The following is a 16465-nucleotide window of genomic DNA, read 5'->3' as shown; positions in this document are numbered from 1 at the left end:
AGCTGCCTAGAGCGATCGGCTGGTTGTGACATCTTCGCCCCGTTCTCAGCCAATTCTTGGTGCGGAATCTTCACAAGACGCGAACAATGAACAAGTTGAACCGGGAATTTGATGGCTGGCGGATCTCTGGAATCCATTCAGGAAAGGTGACGAAATTGTTGATTTCGGCGATAGCGGCTCCGGCAGGCTTCGCGGGCACTCCCGCCCCTGAAATCCTTGAAGCGTCCGAGTCGGCATCGCTCTACGACAAGATTTGGGGGCTCGCGACACTTTACGAGAATGACGAGAATCCGGTCATTCAGAAGTTGGCTTTCACCGGGCGGTTTCAGTACGACTACGCGACCGTGCAGGGCGACGGTTCACTGGTTGGTGGCCCTTCGAAGGATTTGAGCTATGAGGATTTCAACACCCGGCGGTGGAGAATGGGACTGAAGGCGACGTTATTTGAAGACTTCACGCTTCATTCGGAAGCTGACTTCGATCCTGACATTGATCCGATGTATACCCGGTTGACCGATGCCTATGTGGGCTGGAGTCCGAACGAGGCCTTCGGATTGAAGGTGGGCAAGCAGGGGATGGGCTTCACGCTGGATGGCAAGACATCCTCAAAGGAGTTGCTCACGCTTGAGCGAAACGCGTTGTCGGGGAATCTTTGGTACACTTACGAATATCTCCCCGGGGTGAGCGTTGGAGGCAAGCAGGGGAACTGGCACTATCAGGTCGGTGGATACTCGCAGGGTGAAGCGGATAAGGAATTCGGCGAGTTCAATGCGGGTTCGACCTGGATGGCGTCGTTGGGATACGATCTCTCCGAGCAGCTCGGTTCCGAGAAAGCCATGTTGGCTTTGGACTACATGTATAACGAGACCACTCCCTCGCGGCCGGCGCTTTTCTCGAACCGCTCCTTTGGTCAAGTGATCTCACTCAACTTTGAATATGCGAAGGATTGCTACGGGCTTCGTACTGATCTGGCGCATGGTGATGGATTTCTTGGTCAACCTGATGTCTGGGGAGTGGTGGTCATGCCCTATTGGGACATCACGGACAAGCTGCAGGCAGTCTGTCGCTACACCTACATCGACGGTGACGGTCCGGACAGCGTGCGCTTCAATACCCAGTATGACAACGTTGCTCTGAATGGGGAGCGGGGGAATCAGTATCAGGAAGGCTATGTCGGACTGAACTACTATTTCTATGGGAACAAGCTGAAGATCCAGACGGGCCTCCAGTACATCGATATGCAGGATACCGCCAACAATGGTGGCGCCTTCAGAGGCTGGAACTGGACGACCGGGCTCCGCTTGAGTTGGTAAGCATCGGTCCGTTCCACCATCGAGAAGAATGCCGCCGAGTGACAACTTCGGCAACTATAAGGAGTCCGCTTGGTGACGTTGTCGTCACCAAGCCCTGTTGGTCAGACTAACCGCTTTATCCGTCCATCTAGCCCGTCTTGGACGTGGTCCCTGAATTCACACAAAAACAAACAACGCTAGGAAATCATGAATCGTCTCATTATCAGCATCCTCGCTGCCACCGCAGCTGTGGCAAGCGCCGCCGAATCACACATCGATGAAGCCCTTCCCACTTACGAGCCCGTCAGTGGTGTTTCCGGAAGCCTCTCATCGGTTGGTTCCGATACCCTGAACAATCTGATGACCCTGTGGGCGGAGGGTTTCAAGAAGGCCTATCCGAACGTCACCATTTCAATCGAAGGCAAGGGATCCTCCACGGCACCGCCAGCCCTCATGGAAGGCACGGCCCAGTTCGGTCCCATGAGCCGCCCCATGAAGGCCGAGGAGATTGACGCGTTTGAAAAGAAGTTCGGCTACAAGCCAACGGAAGTGAGAGTGGCAATTGATGCGCTCGCCGTTTTCGCTCACAAGGACAACCCGCTCAAGGGGCTCAGCATGGCGCAGGTTGACGGGATTTTCTCAAGCACCCGCAAGCGTGGTGGCGACGACATCACGGATTGGGGTCAGCTCGGAATGGATGCCTGGAAGGGCCGCCCGATCTCGCTTTACGGCCGCAATTCCGCATCCGGCACCTATGGATTCTTCCAGGAGAACGTGCTCGGCAAGGGTGACTTCAAGGCAACGGTGAAAGAGCAACCCGGTTCGTCGGCGGTGGTGCAGGGTGTTGGCGGTGATATCTATGCCCTCGGCTACTCAGGCATCGGCTACAAGACCTCGGGCGTGCGCACGCTGCCGCTTTCGAGCGAAGGTGGTGAGTTCTTTGATGCAACTTATGACAACGCGCTTTCGGGTGATTATCCACTGGCTCGCTTTCTCCTCGTCTACGTCAACAAGAAGCCGGGTGAAGCGCTTCCCGCCGCTCCGCTTCAGTTCCTGACCTATGTCCTTTCCAAGGAAGGCCAGACGATTGTTGAGAAGGATGGCTATTACCCCATGCCCGCCGAATTGGCGCAGGAAGTGGTGGATTCGCTTTCGAAGTAATTCGAGCCATTTGGAAGCCTGCCCGGACATCCCTCGACTCCGGAGCAGGCTTCATCTGCAGATCTTTTGTTGCCTCTGAATGAACTCAGCCAGTAATCAACCGACACCCGACCCGAAGCGTTTCGAGGTTTCCAAGGGAACCTTGTGGCTGGATCGCGTGATGACCCACTTGATCAGTGTGGGCGGCATGGTGGTGATCCTGGCGGTGTTCGGGATCTTTTTCTTCATCGTCAAGGAGATCATCCCTCTGTTCTCCGGCGCCAAGGTTGAGGCGGACAAAATGATGATTGTCCCCGCCGAGCGGCCGCTGCTGCTCGGGGTGGATGAATGGGGTGAGAGGCCCTTCCTCTATCATGGCGGCAGTGATGTCGTCTTCCTCGACCTGGAGAGCGGAGAGCGCGACGTCGTCGCCGTTCCGACGCTTGAAGGGGTTGAGGTTTCAGCGGCATCGTACGATGCGGTGCATCAACGGGTCTCCGTCGGGCTGCTGGATGGTCGTGTGGGTTCGTTCCGGGTCGATTACAAGACCGAGTTTTCAGAAGATGGGGAAAGAACGGTCATTCCTTCCGTGGTAACGGAGCCGTGGTTTGATACGGGAAGTGGTGAAGGTGCGGTGCGGCTTCTCGCCTATGGTGATGGCGATACGAAGAAGAGCATTCTCGTCGCCCGTGAGTCAGGAGTTTCGGTCATCCGGCTCGGACAAAAGAAGTCGCTCATCGGAAAGGCCAAGCTGACCCAGCTGGGGGCGGATGATCTGACTGAGGCGATTGGCGGTGAGGTGACGTCGATGGCGGCGTCCCAGAATGGCATGGCCTTGTTGGTCGGCACGAAAGACGGGAGGGTGCATTACTTCCTCATCGAAAGGGACGTGCCGGTGCTCAAGCAGAGTTTTGAGCCTTTTGCGGGGCGCGCGGTGGCACGGATGGATTATCTTTTCGGTGGGGTCTCGGTGGCGATGACGGCAGACGACGGGGAACAGCGGGTTTTCAGCCTGTTCCGTCCTGCGGGTTCGAGTGATCGGGTCTTCGGTCAGACGAAGACATTTGGAGACATTGGTGATGGCGTGCCGGTTTTTGCGCCGAGCCTGAGAAAGAAGAGCTTTCTCACGGGAGCCGGCGGTGAACTCTCAATCCGCCATCTCACATCGGGATCGACCCGTTGGTCCGGCGAGACGGAATTCGAAGCGGTTGCCGCCGCGATCGATGGCAAGACCGAGAATTTCTTCATTGCCGGTGCTGAGGGTCAGGTTCAGCGGTTTTCATTTGAAGACCACCACCCGGAGGCGGGAGTGAGGGCGTTCTTCGGAAAAGTCTGGTATGAGGGGGGATCGAAGCCTGTCTATCAATGGCAGTCGACAGGTGGGTCGGATGACTTCGAACCCAAACTTTCGCTCATTCCTCTCATCGTTGGCTCATTGAAGGGGACCTTCTATGCGCTGCTGTTTTCAGTTCCGATTGCCTTGCTGGCGGCGGTTTTCTCAGCGGCGTTCCTTCCTGCCCCGATGAAACGGGTGGTGAAGCCGGCGATGGAAATCATGGCCTCGTTGCCCTCCGTGGTGCTGGGCTTCCTTGCGGGGATCTGGCTGGCGCCGATTTTGGACGACAAGGTTCCTTCGATCATTCTGGTGTGTTTGTCGTTGCCGATTTCAGCCCTGCTGGTGGGCATCATCTGGAGTCGCCAACCGATGGCCATTCGCGGGCGGTTTGAAGGGGGGCGTGAGTGGATGGTGCTGCTTCCAGTGCTGCTGGGTGTCTCATGGCTGGCGTGGACGATGGGGCCGGTAATCGAGAAGATCTTCTTCGTCTACAAGGACCCGAACAGCGGGGAAACGATCGCGGATTTCCGTCTCTGGTGGCCTCAGGCAACCGGTTCATCCTACGACCAGCGGAACTCGCTCGTGGTCGGCTTTGCGATGGGATTCGCGGTGATTCCGGTGATTTTCACGATTGCTGAAGATGCCCTTTCGAATGTTCCCAAGACCCTAACAGCAGCAGCCTCCGCACTGGGGGCAAGCCGTTGGCAGGTGGTGCGCTCGATCATCATTCCGGTGGCATCTCCGGGGATCTTCTCGGCCCTGATGATCGGATTCGGCCGTGCGGTCGGAGAGACGATGATCGTGGTGATGGCGACGGGGAACACGCCCGTAACCGAGTGGAACATCTTTTCCGGAATGAGAACCCTCTCCGCGAACATCGCGGTTGAGCTTCCCGAGGCGGCACCGGGATCGACTCATTACCGAACCCTTTTCCTGGGCGCGCTGGTGCTCTTCATGCTGACATTCATCCTCAACAGCGTGGCCGAAGTCATGCGTCAGCGATTGAGGGAGAAAAACAAGCTCGTTTGATCTGATTCGATGGCTGATTCAACTCATAGTTTTGCAACGACCGGACGCTCCCGAAAAGGGGAGCCGCTGGTATGGCTTACCGCTGCCGGACTGGCGATCGGTGTGATCCTCACACTGAGCCTGCTGAGCCTGGTGGTGGTGAAGGGGATGGAAAGTTTCTGGCCGAAGCGATTGGTTATCGTTGATGTCGAGAAAGATGGCGTGCAGGAAAAAGTCGGCGGATACATCGCCCAAGAGCGCGAACGCCGCGACATGGCCGGTGTTTATCACGAGGAGATCCAGGTTTTTCGTGGCAATCGGGACCTCTACGGCGAGACTTTCGTCTATATTGACCGGGCGGACATCAAGGGGACAAGCGAGCCCGATGATCTGTTAGTGGTGGAGCGTCTCGAAGGAGGAAGCGCGATCGGGCGAGCCGTGGCGTTTGAGTTTGGAAACGGTGAGCGGCTTGAAGCAGGCACGGCCGATTTCATGGCACGTGTGGAAGCGGAGCTTGAGGCGAGCCGGAAGCTCCGCGATGAACTCGAAGGAATCGAGAAAGAGGAAATCGGTCGGAACAGCGAGCAGGTCAAGAAGCTCAAGAACGAAGAGCGACTCCATGGCGAGAATGAAGAGATCCTCGCGGAGCTGACCGAGCTCCAGACTAAGTATGCGAAGCTCGATGAGAAACGTCTCGAGATCCGCGAACGGTTGGAGGCAGACCATTTGGTGATGGAAACGGCGGATGGCAGGGAGCTGCGGGTTTCCTCCGGTGAACTCCTGCATGTTTTTGCGCCCAATAAGGTCGGAGTTTTCGGGCGGGCAGGGGAGATGCTTCGCAGGATATGGAGCTTCCTCAGCAGCAATCCACGTGAAGCCAATATGGAAGGCGGCGTTTACCCCGCGATCTTTGGAACGGTGGTGATGACCTTGGTGATGAGTCTGTTTGTGACCCCCTTCGGTGTGATTGCCGCGATCTACCTGCGGGAGTATGCAAAGCAGGGTCCGCTGGTCCAGGCGGTGAGGATCTCGGTCAACAACCTTGCCGGTGTGCCTTCGATCGTCTTCGGGGTCTTCGGCCTCGCATTCTTCATCTACTTTGTCGGCGGCGTGGTCGATGATTGGTTCTACTCAGACCTGGAAGAGCCCGTCTTCAAGAGCGGTGGCATCCTGTGGGCATCGCTGACCCTGGCTCTGCTGACGGTGCCGGTGGTGATCGTGGCGACCGAAGAAGCCCTTGCCGCCGTCCCGCGCGGGGTGCGTGAGGCCGCGCTCGCCTGCGGAGCATCGAAGTGGCAGACAATCCAACGGGTGGTGCTCCCCGCATCGGTTCCCGGTATTCTAACCGGTGTGATTCTTGCCATGGCTCGCGGAGCCGGTGAGGTCGCCCCGCTGATGCTGGTCGGCGTCGTCAAAAGTGCGCCCGATCTCCCGGTCGACTCCGTGGCGCCGTTTGTTCACGCCGAGCGACAGTTCATGCACCTGGGGTTCCATATTTATGACCTTGGCTTCCAGTCTCCCGACTCGGAGGCTGCCAAGCCGATGGTGTTTGCGACCACTTTGCTTCTGATCACCATTGTGGTGGTGATGAATCTCGCCGCCATCATGATCCGCAACCACCTGCGTAAAAAGTACGCCACCAGCAGTTTCTAATGCCACGGGAAGATTTCATCGCCATCGACAATTTCAGTTTCCACTACGGTGCGAAGCAGGCGCTCCATCGTATCAACATGGACATTCCTGAACGGAAGGTAACGGCTCTGATCGGACCATCCGGTTGTGGGAAGTCGACTTTGCTGCGGAACATGAACCGCATGAACGACCTGATTGAGGGAGTGCACCACGAAGGGGACATCCGCCTGAATGATCAGAGTCTGTATGACCCCCAAGTCGAGGTGATCTCCCTCCGCAAGCGGGTCGGAATGGTGTTCCAGAAGTACAATCCTTTTGCCAAGACGATCTATGAAAACGTTGTTTTCAGTTTGCGGGTCGCAGGCCGGAACAGGAAAAAGGAACTGGATGAAGTGGTCGAACGATCGCTGCGATCGGCGGCCCTTTGGGATGAAGTGAAGGATCGTCTTCACTCAAGTGCCTTCGGGCTTTCCGGCGGACAGCAGCAGCGTCTTTGCATTGCCCGGGCGATCGCAAACCAGCCCGAGATTCTTCTGATGGATGAGCCCTGTGCCGCCCTCGATCCCACCGCGACACTGAAGATCGAGCACTTGATCCGTGAGCTGAAGGAACAGTTCACGATCGTGATCGTGACCCACAACATGGAGCAGGCAACACGCTGCTCGGACCGGACGGCATTCCTCTACATGGGCCGTTTGATCGAGTATCGTCCGACACGCGACATTTTCGAGAACCCCCAGGAAAAGGAAACGGAGTCTTACATTTCCGGACGTTTCAGCTGATGCACGACATGGAAAAGAAGCAAACGAGCGTGGAGAAAACCCGCGCCGTCATCGAGGTCGAAGGCGTGGATTTCTGCTATGGGAGTTCCCGTGCCTTGAAGGGTATCGACCTGATCGTCCCTCCGCGGGAAATCGTGGCTTTCATCGGTCCGTCAGGTTGTGGAAAGTCGACTTTGCTGCGATGCTTCAATCGCATGAACGATCTGGTTCCGGGCGCAAAGGTCACGAAGGGAAAGATCCTGATAGACGGCACGGAGATTCATAGTCCGGACGTCGATCCCGTCGAGCTACGCCGCCGGGTGGGCATGGTGTTCCAGAAGAGCAATCCCTTCCCTCGCTCCATCTACGAGAACGTCGCCTATGGGCCACGCCTGACAGGGGTGGTCGAGAAATCGGAGATGGACGGAATCGTCGAGAAGGCGCTGCGTGGTTCGGCCCTCTGGGATGAGGTGAAAGATCGTCTGAACGAAAGTGCCTTCGGTCTTTCCGGTGGCCAGCAGCAGCGCCTATGCATCGCGCGCGCCATCGCAGTGAGTCCCGAGATCCTGCTGATGGACGAGCCTTGTTCGGCGCTTGATCCCATTGCCACCGCCAAGGTGGAGGAACTCATCCTTGAGCTCCGGAAGGAATTCACGATTGTGATCGTCACTCACAACATGCAGCAGGCGACTCGAGTTTCTGATAAAACCGCTTTCTTTTACCTGGGAGAGCTTGTCGAGTATGGCACGACATCCGCGATCTTCTCGAATCCGAAGAAACGCGAAACCGAAGACTACATCAGCGGCCGATTTGGCTGAAATCATCATTACGACCCATGCATCCGGAATCACCCCACATCATCCACGAGTTTGACGAGGCCATCAGCTATCTGCGCCGCGAGGTCATCAGTATGGCCGGTCAGACCCGCCTTAATCTCGAACGTGCGATCCATGCGCTGCTTGAGCGTGATCTGGATCGATGCAAGATCGTGATTGCGGATGATAGTGATGTCGATGAGTTGCAGCGGAGTATCGATTCGACCGGGATGGATATTCTCGTGCGCTTTCATCCCGTGGCAAGCGACCTGCGACTGGTGATCAGCTCGATGAAGGTGGCCGCCAATCTTGAGAGGATTTCCGACCATGCGGTGAACATCGCCAAGCGGGCAAAAAAGATGCTGAAACGCTCGGAGCTGAGTGAAGTGAAGCTCATTGAGCCGGTCTATGGCATTGCGGACAAGATTTTGCGCGACGCGGTTGCGGCCTACACGGACCGGAATAGTTCCCTGGGGGCCTCGTTGGTGGAGCGTGATAAGGAACTCGACCGACTTCACAAAAATGTGATTAGCACGCTGAGCGCCCAGCTGGAAGAGGGTGGTGAGCGAGCGGAGGATCTCCTCCACTTGATTTTTGTGGCTCGTTCCCTGGAACGCGTCGGAGACCTGTCCGTCAATATCGGCGAAGACGCAGTATTCCTGGGCTCGGCGCAGGATATCCGTCACGATCGAAGGCTGGCGGCGGAGATCGAAGTTGATGATGGCGATGATGATTAAGCAGGCGAAAATCAGGGATTTCTTGGGGAAGTAGTTTTGCTTTCCGGAAATCCCCCATTTGTCGGCATTTCCACAATTTGAACCTTGGCAGAAGGACGAAGACTGCTAGTTTCCGATGCAAATCTTGGAAAAAAAGCGTGGAGGTATTACTCGATCATTCGGTCCTCGTGCTCAATCGGTTCTGGCAACCGGTACAGACATGCTCGGCGCGTCGTGCATTGAAGTTGCTATTCCTTGGTCATGCCCAGGTCGTGCAGACTGATGGAGAGGATCCGTACCGGACTCATAGTCTCGAATCCTGGGTTGAGCATTCTTCAACGGCTCTCGTCGATGAACTGATTCACAGTGTCCGGATGGCTCTGAGGGTGCCGAGGATCATTGTATTATCACTCTATGATAAGATTCCTCGGATGGAGGTTCGCCTGACGCGACGGAATGTCTTTCTCCGCGACAAGTTCACCTGCCAATACTGTGCGAAGGTTTTTCAGGAGCCCGAGCTCAATCTCGATCACGTCATGCCCCGAGACAAGGGTGGGCCGACGACTTGGCATAATATCGTGACTTCATGTATCCGATGCAATACGCGGAAGGCAAACAAGTTGCCGCATGAGGCCAACATGTTTCCTTTGGTCAAACCTGTGATTCCGCGTTGGCGGCCGATGTATGGACTCAAGGACCGGGACAAACAGGATGACAGCTGGCGGCAGTTTCTCGATCCCGACCGGAAGTCGGTGAGGATGTCGGCATGAGCCGACCATCAGGGTTCATCGATCCGCAGGCGGTAGTTGTTGCGGGCCGGTGATGGGGAGGGAAAAACGGTGAAGGGCTGAAAAACGGTATGGATGATTCCAACCGTGTCGCCGGTGGTGGGGATCGGACTGCCGAGATTGCTCCAGTTGCTCAGGTTGGGGGAATATTCGGCTTGGTAAATGTAGCCTGGGTCGGTTGGAAAGCTGAGCACGGCTCCTTCACTGATGGTGAAGGCGGGCGGGGAAGCCGAGGTCGAGCCAGGAAGAAGGGTGAGACGGTAGGATCGGGAATCCGAAGGAGGATTCGGATCGGCAATGCTGTGCGGTGAGGGCGAGGCGGCGCCGATGGTGGAATGGCTGTTTCCGAGGGAAAACCAGTTGCTGGCATCATCGGAATACTCAGCCTGATAGACATTCCCGGGGGTCGTCGCGAAACTCATGACTTTGCCAAGGGCCAGACTCGGCGCGGGCGACTCAGGCTCCGGCTCAGCGTAGAGCGCCAAGGCTCCGGTCAGCCTCCATGCTTCCTTCTTGCCTGCCGGATTGGTGCCATTGCCAACGATGACATCGCCATCGGCTGATATGCCCTGCGCCGTTTCCAGCTTCCATCCACTCAGATCAATTCCAAGACCACTGATGAGTGTCGAGAGTTTGCGCAACCCGTTATCCGCGTCCCAGATGACCGCAGCACGGCCTGTCTCATCGTTCCCGAGGCCAACGGCGATCGTGCCATCCGCATTGACGTCATAGAGACGGCAGGCTTCGGCACCACCCGGAAGATCTCCGACGGACTGCATGCCGCTATCCGTCCAGATCACGCCGTGGTTGATGCTGGTGCCGGGAGTTCCGTAGCCGACGATGACGGCGCCATCATAGGAAGCGGCATAAGCGCTGGAATCGACCGGCCCTCCGGCAAGATCGCCGAGTCCGACCCGGCTCGTTGCGACGCTGTATTTGAAGGCCTGGGTTTGCTGACTTGTGATGATTTCGGGTGTTGTGTCGGTGGCGGGTGTTCCCGAATTGGCGGTACTTGAACCGACGACCATCAGTCCATTTCCGGAGATGCCATTGGCTTCGGATATTCCACCGAGGTTTCCCGATGCGACCACACCGAGATTGAGCATGGTAGGACTGCCTCCGGAGGTCCAAAGAAAGCCACGAAAGCCGGCACTCGACGAGCTTTGGCCAACGATCCGGAGACCATCGTCCGAGATGTCACGGCCTTCTGAGTACTGAAATGATCCGCCCGACAGCGTTCCGATATTGCTCAAGCCGCTACCCTCGACCCAGCGAACCGCGCGATTCGACGACGCGCCGAGGCCAAAGGCTGCGTAGCCGGTTGCGATCTTTCCGTCGGCCGACAAGCCGCTAAGCGTTGATGCCGGGGAGGTGAGGGGGAGAAAGCCGACCTTGAGCATTCCCCCGGGTTCCGTCCAACGATAGCCCTCCGTATCGACATTCGGGAGTGACGAACTGCTGGTCGATGAGCTGTTGCCACTGACGCTGCTGCCATCGGCCGAGACTCCCGTGGCGACGGAGCGGACATTTCCCCCGGGAAGGTCGCCAAGCCCGCTGAATTGCGGACTGCTGGTTGCTCCGGAAATCTGGCCGGAAATGGTCGAAAAGAGTAGGGAAAGTGACAGAATGTCCAATGGTTTCATAATGCACCGTGATTCAGGCGCCGGGAAACTGGCACTGCTTCCCGGCTTTGTCAGGCGGGAAATCTCCGCCACCATGGTGAGATTCCCGACCCTACGACTCCGACCGGGGGGAACGTCGGAACCGTATGCTAGCTGAAAACAAGCGCACCTCGATAAGATCATCCGAGGGCTTGGGGCCAGCTGAGCCGGGATTTGAAATCATTTCAGGGTGATTTCGATTCGTCAAGAAAGCTCTGCGGAATGGAAAGTCACTGAGTTTCCAGCATTTCGCCCTGAATGAAGCAGAATGGGCGCTGCAGATGGTCTAATTTCCGAAACCTGTCGGGAAAATGATGTTCATGAGCAGGGTGAGGAAAAAGTTGAAGACCAGCAGGGCGAGTGCGGAGTAAACCATGGCCCGCGTGGTGCTACGGCCAACACCGACGGCGCCATTGCTGGCGCTGAGGCCCTGGTGGCAGGAGACAATGACGATGAGAAACCCGAAGACCGTTCCTTTGGTGAGCGCAATGATGATGTCGGAGAGGTCGGTGTGGAGATGGACCTGGTTCATCCAGTAGGCTGCGTTGACCTCGAAGGTGACGGTGCCAACCAGGAGCGATGAGATGATGCCGAAGGCTATCGATTCCGCGATAAGCAGAGGCATGGCGATGAACATGGCGACGAGCCGCGGGCTGACGAGGTAGTCGATGGGATGCACCCCCACCGAGCGCAGCGCATCAATTTGTTCGGTTACTTTCATGGTGCCGATCTCTGCGGCCATGGCCGCCCCGACGCGGCCTGCAAGCATCAATGCGGTGATCGACGGTCCGAGTTCGCGCATCATGGCGACACTCACCAGCGCGCCCGCACCGGTTTCCATGCCGAGCTCGCTGAACTGAAAGAGCGACTGGGCGGCGAGGACGGCTCCGGTGAAAGCCCCGGTGACGATGACGACGGGTTGGGAGCGATAGCCGATTTCGACGACCTGTTCGAACATCAGACGGTGCCGCCTTTTCCCATTCAGGATGGACTCCATCACCATGCTGATGAGCAAGCCGAGCTTGCCCAGGTAGGAGATGAAGGCGAGGAAAGGACGCCCGATGACAGCGAACATCTGCACTCCGCGAAGCCTAGCTGGCGGCCGGGGCTTTGACCAGAACGATGCAGGCATGGGAGACGGGACGCTCTCAAAAGGACGGTGAAGGAATCATGTCCCTTCCGTGGACCCATGAGGGAAATGCATGGGTTCCGGAAGCTTGAGATTTCAGAATGGCATGATTCGTGATGCCTTTCAGGGTGGTGCCTTCATGGTGAAGGCGACTGAAAAGCAATATGAAATCATGAAAACGGTCTACGACTTCGCGAAACACATCGAGACGCAGAATACCCACCTGAAAGAGCACACCAAAGTGGTCTTACAGCAACGTTACCAGCATCTCATCCGCTTGCATCCCGACCTGCATCGAGCGGAACTCCACATGTTTGCGAAACGAGGTGAATCCGAAGTCCACTTGATCGTGCATGATTCGAAGCATCGGCTTCTCGAAGCCCATGCAAAAGGTCGTCACCTCGACCAGTCAATCTACCGCTGCTTCGAAAGGGCCGAGCGTCAGCTGGCGAAGCCGAAGCATCTCCGGAAGGTGGCTTAGCTGAAAAAGTTTCCTCGCACAAAAGGATGGTTGGAGACGGTCGGGACGCGAGTCCCGGCCGTCTTTCATTCTGGCGCCACGGTCGACCATCTTATTCCGTTAGAGGAATGAGTCTAACAGGTCCTAGCAGTCCGGAGTTGCCCGGAGGATCATTGCTCTCTGGAGCGGGCTGGGGAAGGTTGGTAACTTCGATGGCGAGGGTGTTGGTGCCGGTCTTAAGAAATCTGGAAACGTCAAGCAGGTGGGGAGGGGCGTAGCTGGTTCCGGCTTCGTTTCCATTGATCGTGACGCGAGCGGTGTGGGCGACTTCTCCGAGATCGAGCAGCCACTTGCCGTCTTGGGGCACTTCGATCCCGATGCTGTATCGGGCAGTTCCCTGAAAGCGGTCGACTCGGGGGTCGTCGAGGGTCGTCCAGGAGCCGAGCAGCGGGGATTCGTATTCGTCGGGAAGTTCGGGGCCACCACTGATGAATGCGACATTCCAGGTGCCGGCGATGGAACGCGGATAGGCGCTGGGAGAGAGCTCAAACCAGTCGGGCCCCTCGGCTTCGCGCTCCCTGAAGGTGCGAAGGATGCGTGATTCGCCGGGTTCGAGCGTCAGTTGCACTTCGAAGCGATCATTGCGGACCCGGCTGGGGGCAATGCCGCTGCGCCTGAGGAAGCGGGGATCCATGAGGACGGCGGAGATCGCCGGAGTGGAGAGCGGAATCCACGCGTCGACGCGCTGCTTCGAGCGATTGACGATGAAGTAGTGGCTGCCTTCGTTGTGGCTGCGGCGGACGAAACGGAGGCCGTGGGAAGCCATGGCTTCGGGGACGACGCCCAGCTCGGTGAGGATCTCGATCGGGTCCTCACCTTCGCGGATCTGAGACTCCGGAATGTTCTGAAAGGTGGTGAAGAGCGTGCCGCGGCGGATGTCAGGCATCGGAAAGCCCGGGACATCGCGCGGCCAGTCACCGATGACCGTGAGGGTCGCCCCCTGGAGCGTGAGTTCGAGGAGGTGCTTGGCCGTGATCTCCGAGAGTTGTCGTACTTCGGGAAGGATCAGGGTTTTATAGGCCATCCCTCCGAGGATGATACGGCCGTGGCTGACGGTGGCGTTCTGGATCAGCAGGTCGGAAGCATAGTCACAGGAAATGCCATGCTCGATGAGCGCGCGAGCCGTGCGGTGGAAGGCCGTGGGGAGAAACCATTCGGTCTGTTTGGCGGGATCGCTCGGGATGCCGCCGCGCTCACTGGAGAGGTCGTGGGTCGGATAGTAGAGCAGGACGTCAGGGTCGGGAGCACCCGCCTGAAGGATGCTCTGGCAACGGGCGATGTAGTCAGTGAACGACTGGATGTTTTCCCAACGACCCGAACCCGGACCTAGTGGCGTGATCGGTAGAGTCGTCGGCGAGGCGATCTGGTGCGACTCGTCGGGCAAGCTGCTGACGATTCCGTCCAGAACCAGCAGATTCGCTCCGCTGAGCCACAGAAGGTCGACCGCGCGCTTCATTTCCGCAGGAGTTGTTAGAGCGGGATCCCTGGGCGAATGGAAAACGGTGGCAGCGATGAGGGGCTTGGCGTGGAGGTGGGCCGCCGAGGCGGCGAATGTCAGGAGCGGCAGGTCGTCGTCGCTTGGAAGGCCCTCGATCAGCATGCCGGGAATATCAGGAACGCCATGGAGATCGATGGGATTGCCGGTGATTCCATTGATGTGGGTTCTGCTGAGCGATCCCTGATCGTTGGCCCATTTGTGCCAGGTGATGAGTGTGTCGCGGCGCAGGTCGGCGAGGGTTTCGCGGTAGTCGGTGACGACGCGTTCGACCGTTCCCGCTTCGGCGTCGCCATAAAGTGCGGGGAGCTGGGTGCGCAGGTCGTAGCCGCGCCGATGCTGGAAGGCGCCGACGAGCGCGCTTGTCCAGTCCGCTTGCTGCTCAAAGGTCTCGAGGGTGGAGGAGCGCGGGAAGCCGGCGTCGGATTCGAGGAAGGCGTCGGCAAAGTAGGCGAGGGCGTTGGCGGTGGCAGTGGTTGAAAAGTAGTCGGGGTAATTCTTCGCCTCGCGGCCGATGCCGTAGATTCTCCAAGTCCCGGGTGGGGCGTCCCAGTGGAGCTGGTGGGTTTCAAGGTCGATGAAGGGAAGTAGATCGACGGGTGGACCGTGCTTTGGCCAGGCGCCAAGGCAGTCGACACCGCCGGCAGGAACCTCCAGATCGAGTGGGCCGCCCTGAGTGGTGGCAATGATCGGTACGGACTGAATGGCCAGTTCGAAAGGCGGAATGGGAGGAAGGTTGGCGCTGCTCGGGCCGTTGTTAGAGAGATCTAGCTTTAGGCCGAGTCGATCGGCGGTTTTGGTGGCGGCCGAGAAGCGATCGATCCAGGCTGGGGAGAGCCACTCGAGGTTGGTGGCGGTGCGATTTCGAAGGGGAGGAGCTGGTCGGATTTCGACTCCTCCGAAACCGGCTGCGGCGATCTGTTCGAGTTCATGATGGGGATCGGCCTCCGGCGAGAGATCAGCGGGCCACCACCATCGGACGATGGGACGATGGTTCTGCATGGCATCCGGCCACTCGGCATCGTGCGCCATGAGAGGAGCGGCGAGAAGGAGTGGGAGAACAAGGATGCGGAACACGGTGGTGTTTTCGGCAATAATGGCCGCGGCGGCTAGTATTCTGTTTGGGTAATGCCGCTGAGATCGGGATTTATCGGGAGAAGTTCCGAGGGGATGGCGAATGGCTAAGAGGATGGCGTGGTGGGGCGTTTGCCTTATGTGAGCTGGGTGTTGAATTTTTGGCGAGCCATCGGGCTCGCAGGAGGACTCCTGCTGGCGGGGTGCCGGCATGAGGAGGTGGCGGAGCGGGAGCCGGTGGACATCCATGGAGGAAGACTCGAAGGATTGGTGAAGTCGTACGGAGCTCCGAGCCTGGATCTGCGTGATGGAGGGTTGCTTGAAGTTCTGCGGAGGGGGGACGGTTGGAAAACCTACGATCAGGGGCGGTTTCATGCATCCTGCCCGGATCACGACAAATTGATCGATAGCTTTCAGGAAATCCGTGAGCGTTGTCGACGTGAGGGATTCGAAGAAAGGCTCTTAATCTCGGCTCCGGCGGAGATTCCGTTTCGGGAGATTCGTGAGTTGCTTCGGATCGCCGCAAAGTCGGGGATCTGTGATATCGAGTTTCTGGTCGATCAAGGGACCGGGCCATCGAGGCCAGCGGGCTTTCATTTGAGCCTCGCGTGGGGGGTGGGCTGTTGGGGGCCTCCCAACATTGAGCCCGTATTCATCGTCGTGGATGCGGATGAAAAGGTGTCGGTGGGATTAGGGGCCGCTCGAGATGTGCTCGATCGGGACAGGGAGGACCGGACGTTGACGAATCTCGACCAGAGGCTTTCGGCCTACAAAATGGCAATGGAGGCGACGTCGAGTGTCGGATCGGTGGAAATCCATGTCGCCCCAGGCGCATCCTACCAACGGATGATCGATGTGCTCGCCTGTGTGGCGTGGAACCGGATCGATAGGGTGAACTTCACCGATCTGGAGGACCGTCAGGAAACGACCTGTGCGAGGGGGTGCGATTTGAAGCTGAACCTCGTGCCGATCACCACTCCACGCGCGCCCTCGGGAATGGGGCCGCTGGGTTTGGCTCCAAAGGAGGGTGAGCTGCCCGCGCCGCCCTTCGATCCGGACTTCGATTGAAGATTCGGCCTTGCCCATTGATTCGGGAAT

Annotated in this window: 13 protein-coding genes; 10 read left to right on the top strand and 3 right to left on the bottom strand. The window is 57.9% G+C overall.

All coding sequences use genetic code 11. The features are described from left to right. Positions 1 to 86 precede the first annotated feature (86 nt). The 8 genes from ACFQY0_RS19630 (at position 87) to ACFQY0_RS19595 (ending at position 9470) form a co-directional block, all read left to right on the top strand. On the top strand, positions 87 to 1313 hold the full coding sequence (locus tag ACFQY0_RS19630; protein ID WP_379716185.1) for a porin: 1227 nt from the start codon (positions 87 to 89) through the stop codon (positions 1311 to 1313). A 186-nt stretch (positions 1314 to 1499) separates the two neighbouring features. Further along, on the top strand, positions 1500 to 2453 hold the full coding sequence (locus ACFQY0_RS19625) for a PstS family phosphate ABC transporter substrate-binding protein (RefSeq protein ID WP_379716182.1): 954 nt from the start codon (positions 1500 to 1502) through the stop codon (positions 2451 to 2453). A 79-nt stretch (positions 2454 to 2532) separates the two neighbouring features. Then, complete coding sequence (locus ACFQY0_RS19620) at positions 2533 to 4797, top strand: ABC transporter permease subunit (RefSeq protein WP_379716179.1); 2265 nt, start codon at positions 2533 to 2535, stop codon at positions 4795 to 4797. A gap of 9 nt (positions 4798 to 4806) precedes the next feature. Further along, positions 4807 to 6429 (top strand): phosphate ABC transporter permease PstA, encoded by a 1623-nt coding sequence (gene pstA, locus ACFQY0_RS19615; protein ID WP_379716176.1) that lies wholly within the window; start codon positions 4807 to 4809, stop codon positions 6427 to 6429. Then, positions 6429 to 7190, top strand: coding sequence for a phosphate ABC transporter ATP-binding protein PstB (gene pstB, locus ACFQY0_RS19610; RefSeq protein ID WP_379716173.1), 762 nt, complete (start codon positions 6429 to 6431; stop codon positions 7188 to 7190). Before pstA ends, pstB (ACFQY0_RS19610) begins: the two co-directional genes overlap by 1 nt. After that, a complete protein-coding gene (gene pstB / locus ACFQY0_RS19605; RefSeq protein ID WP_379716170.1) occupies positions 7190 to 7987 on the top strand; it encodes a phosphate ABC transporter ATP-binding protein PstB in 798 nt (265 codons plus the stop codon). The genes pstB (ACFQY0_RS19610) and pstB (ACFQY0_RS19605) overlap by 1 nt, the downstream gene beginning before the upstream one ends. A 17-nt stretch (positions 7988 to 8004) precedes the next feature. Continuing rightward, complete coding sequence (phoU, locus tag ACFQY0_RS19600; RefSeq protein WP_379716167.1) at positions 8005 to 8721, top strand: phosphate signaling complex protein PhoU; 717 nt, start codon at positions 8005 to 8007, stop codon at positions 8719 to 8721. A 410-nt stretch (positions 8722 to 9131) separates the two neighbouring features. After that, positions 9132 to 9470: an HNH endonuclease gene (locus ACFQY0_RS19595; RefSeq protein ID WP_379716164.1), complete on the top strand. Its 339-nt coding sequence runs from the start codon at positions 9132 to 9134 to the stop codon at positions 9468 to 9470. A gap of 8 nt (positions 9471 to 9478) precedes the next feature. Here the strand turns inward: ACFQY0_RS19595 and ACFQY0_RS19590 are convergent, their stop codons facing one another. Both ACFQY0_RS19590 and ACFQY0_RS19585 read right to left on the bottom strand, forming a co-directional pair. Next, positions 9479 to 11131: a hypothetical protein gene (locus ACFQY0_RS19590; RefSeq protein WP_379716161.1), complete on the bottom strand. Its 1653-nt coding sequence runs from the start codon at positions 11129 to 11131 to the stop codon at positions 9479 to 9481. A 304-nt stretch (positions 11132 to 11435) separates the two neighbouring features. Then, entirely contained in the window at positions 11436 to 12224 is a 789-nt protein-coding gene (locus tag ACFQY0_RS19585; RefSeq protein ID WP_379716229.1) for an MlaE family ABC transporter permease, read from the bottom strand. Positions 12225 to 12384: 160 nt separating this feature from the next. Between ACFQY0_RS19585 and ACFQY0_RS19580 the strand changes: the two genes are divergently transcribed. Further along, entirely contained in the window at positions 12385 to 12759 is a 375-nt protein-coding gene (locus ACFQY0_RS19580) for a hypothetical protein (RefSeq protein WP_379716158.1), read from the top strand. A gap of 91 nt (positions 12760 to 12850) precedes the next feature. On the opposite strand, the gene ACFQY0_RS19575 is transcribed toward ACFQY0_RS19580, so the two are convergent. Then, positions 12851 to 15370, bottom strand: coding sequence for a glycosyl hydrolase (locus tag ACFQY0_RS19575; RefSeq protein WP_379716155.1), 2520 nt, complete (start codon positions 15368 to 15370; stop codon positions 12851 to 12853). Between the two features lie 150 nt (positions 15371 to 15520). Here ACFQY0_RS19575 and ACFQY0_RS19570 point away from each other — a divergent pair, with 150 nt between their 5' ends. Next, positions 15521 to 16435: a hypothetical protein gene (locus ACFQY0_RS19570; protein WP_379716152.1), complete on the top strand. Its 915-nt coding sequence runs from the start codon at positions 15521 to 15523 to the stop codon at positions 16433 to 16435. The last annotated feature ends 30 nt before the right edge of the window (positions 16436 to 16465 follow it).

The sequence above is a fragment of the Haloferula chungangensis genome (assembly GCF_042664875.1).
Classification (GTDB): domain Bacteria; phylum Verrucomicrobiota; class Verrucomicrobiia; order Verrucomicrobiales; family Akkermansiaceae; genus Haloferula; species Haloferula chungangensis.
This window is presented reverse-complemented; position numbering and strand designations above follow the sequence as displayed.

Excerpts from the sequence above, each read along its gene's own strand:
- ACFQY0_RS19630 (WP_379716185.1), top strand. The coding sequence starts at position 87 with ATGAACAAGTTGAACCGGGAATTTGATGGCTGGCGGATCTCTGGAATC.
- ACFQY0_RS19625 (WP_379716182.1), top strand. The coding sequence starts at position 1,500 with ATGAATCGTCTCATTATCAGCATCCTCGCTGCCACCGCAGCTGTGGCA.
- ACFQY0_RS19620 (WP_379716179.1), top strand. The coding sequence starts at position 2,533 with ATGAACTCAGCCAGTAATCAACCGACACCCGACCCGAAGCGTTTCGAG.
- pstA (WP_379716176.1), top strand. The coding sequence starts at position 4,807 with ATGGCTGATTCAACTCATAGTTTTGCAACGACCGGACGCTCCCGAAAA.
- pstB (WP_379716173.1), top strand. The coding sequence starts at position 6,429 with ATGCCACGGGAAGATTTCATCGCCATCGACAATTTCAGTTTCCACTAC.
- pstB (WP_379716170.1), top strand. The coding sequence starts at position 7,190 with ATGCACGACATGGAAAAGAAGCAAACGAGCGTGGAGAAAACCCGCGCC.
- phoU (WP_379716167.1), top strand. The coding sequence starts at position 8,005 with ATGCATCCGGAATCACCCCACATCATCCACGAGTTTGACGAGGCCATC.
- ACFQY0_RS19595 (WP_379716164.1), top strand. The coding sequence starts at position 9,132 with ATGGAGGTTCGCCTGACGCGACGGAATGTCTTTCTCCGCGACAAGTTC.
- ACFQY0_RS19590 (WP_379716161.1), bottom strand. The coding sequence starts at position 11,131 with ATGAAACCATTGGACATTCTGTCACTTTCCCTACTCTTTTCGACCATT.
- ACFQY0_RS19585 (WP_379716229.1), bottom strand. The coding sequence starts at position 12,224 with ATGTTCGCTGTCATCGGGCGTCCTTTCCTCGCCTTCATCTCCTACCTG.
- ACFQY0_RS19580 (WP_379716158.1), top strand. The coding sequence starts at position 12,385 with ATGATTCGTGATGCCTTTCAGGGTGGTGCCTTCATGGTGAAGGCGACT.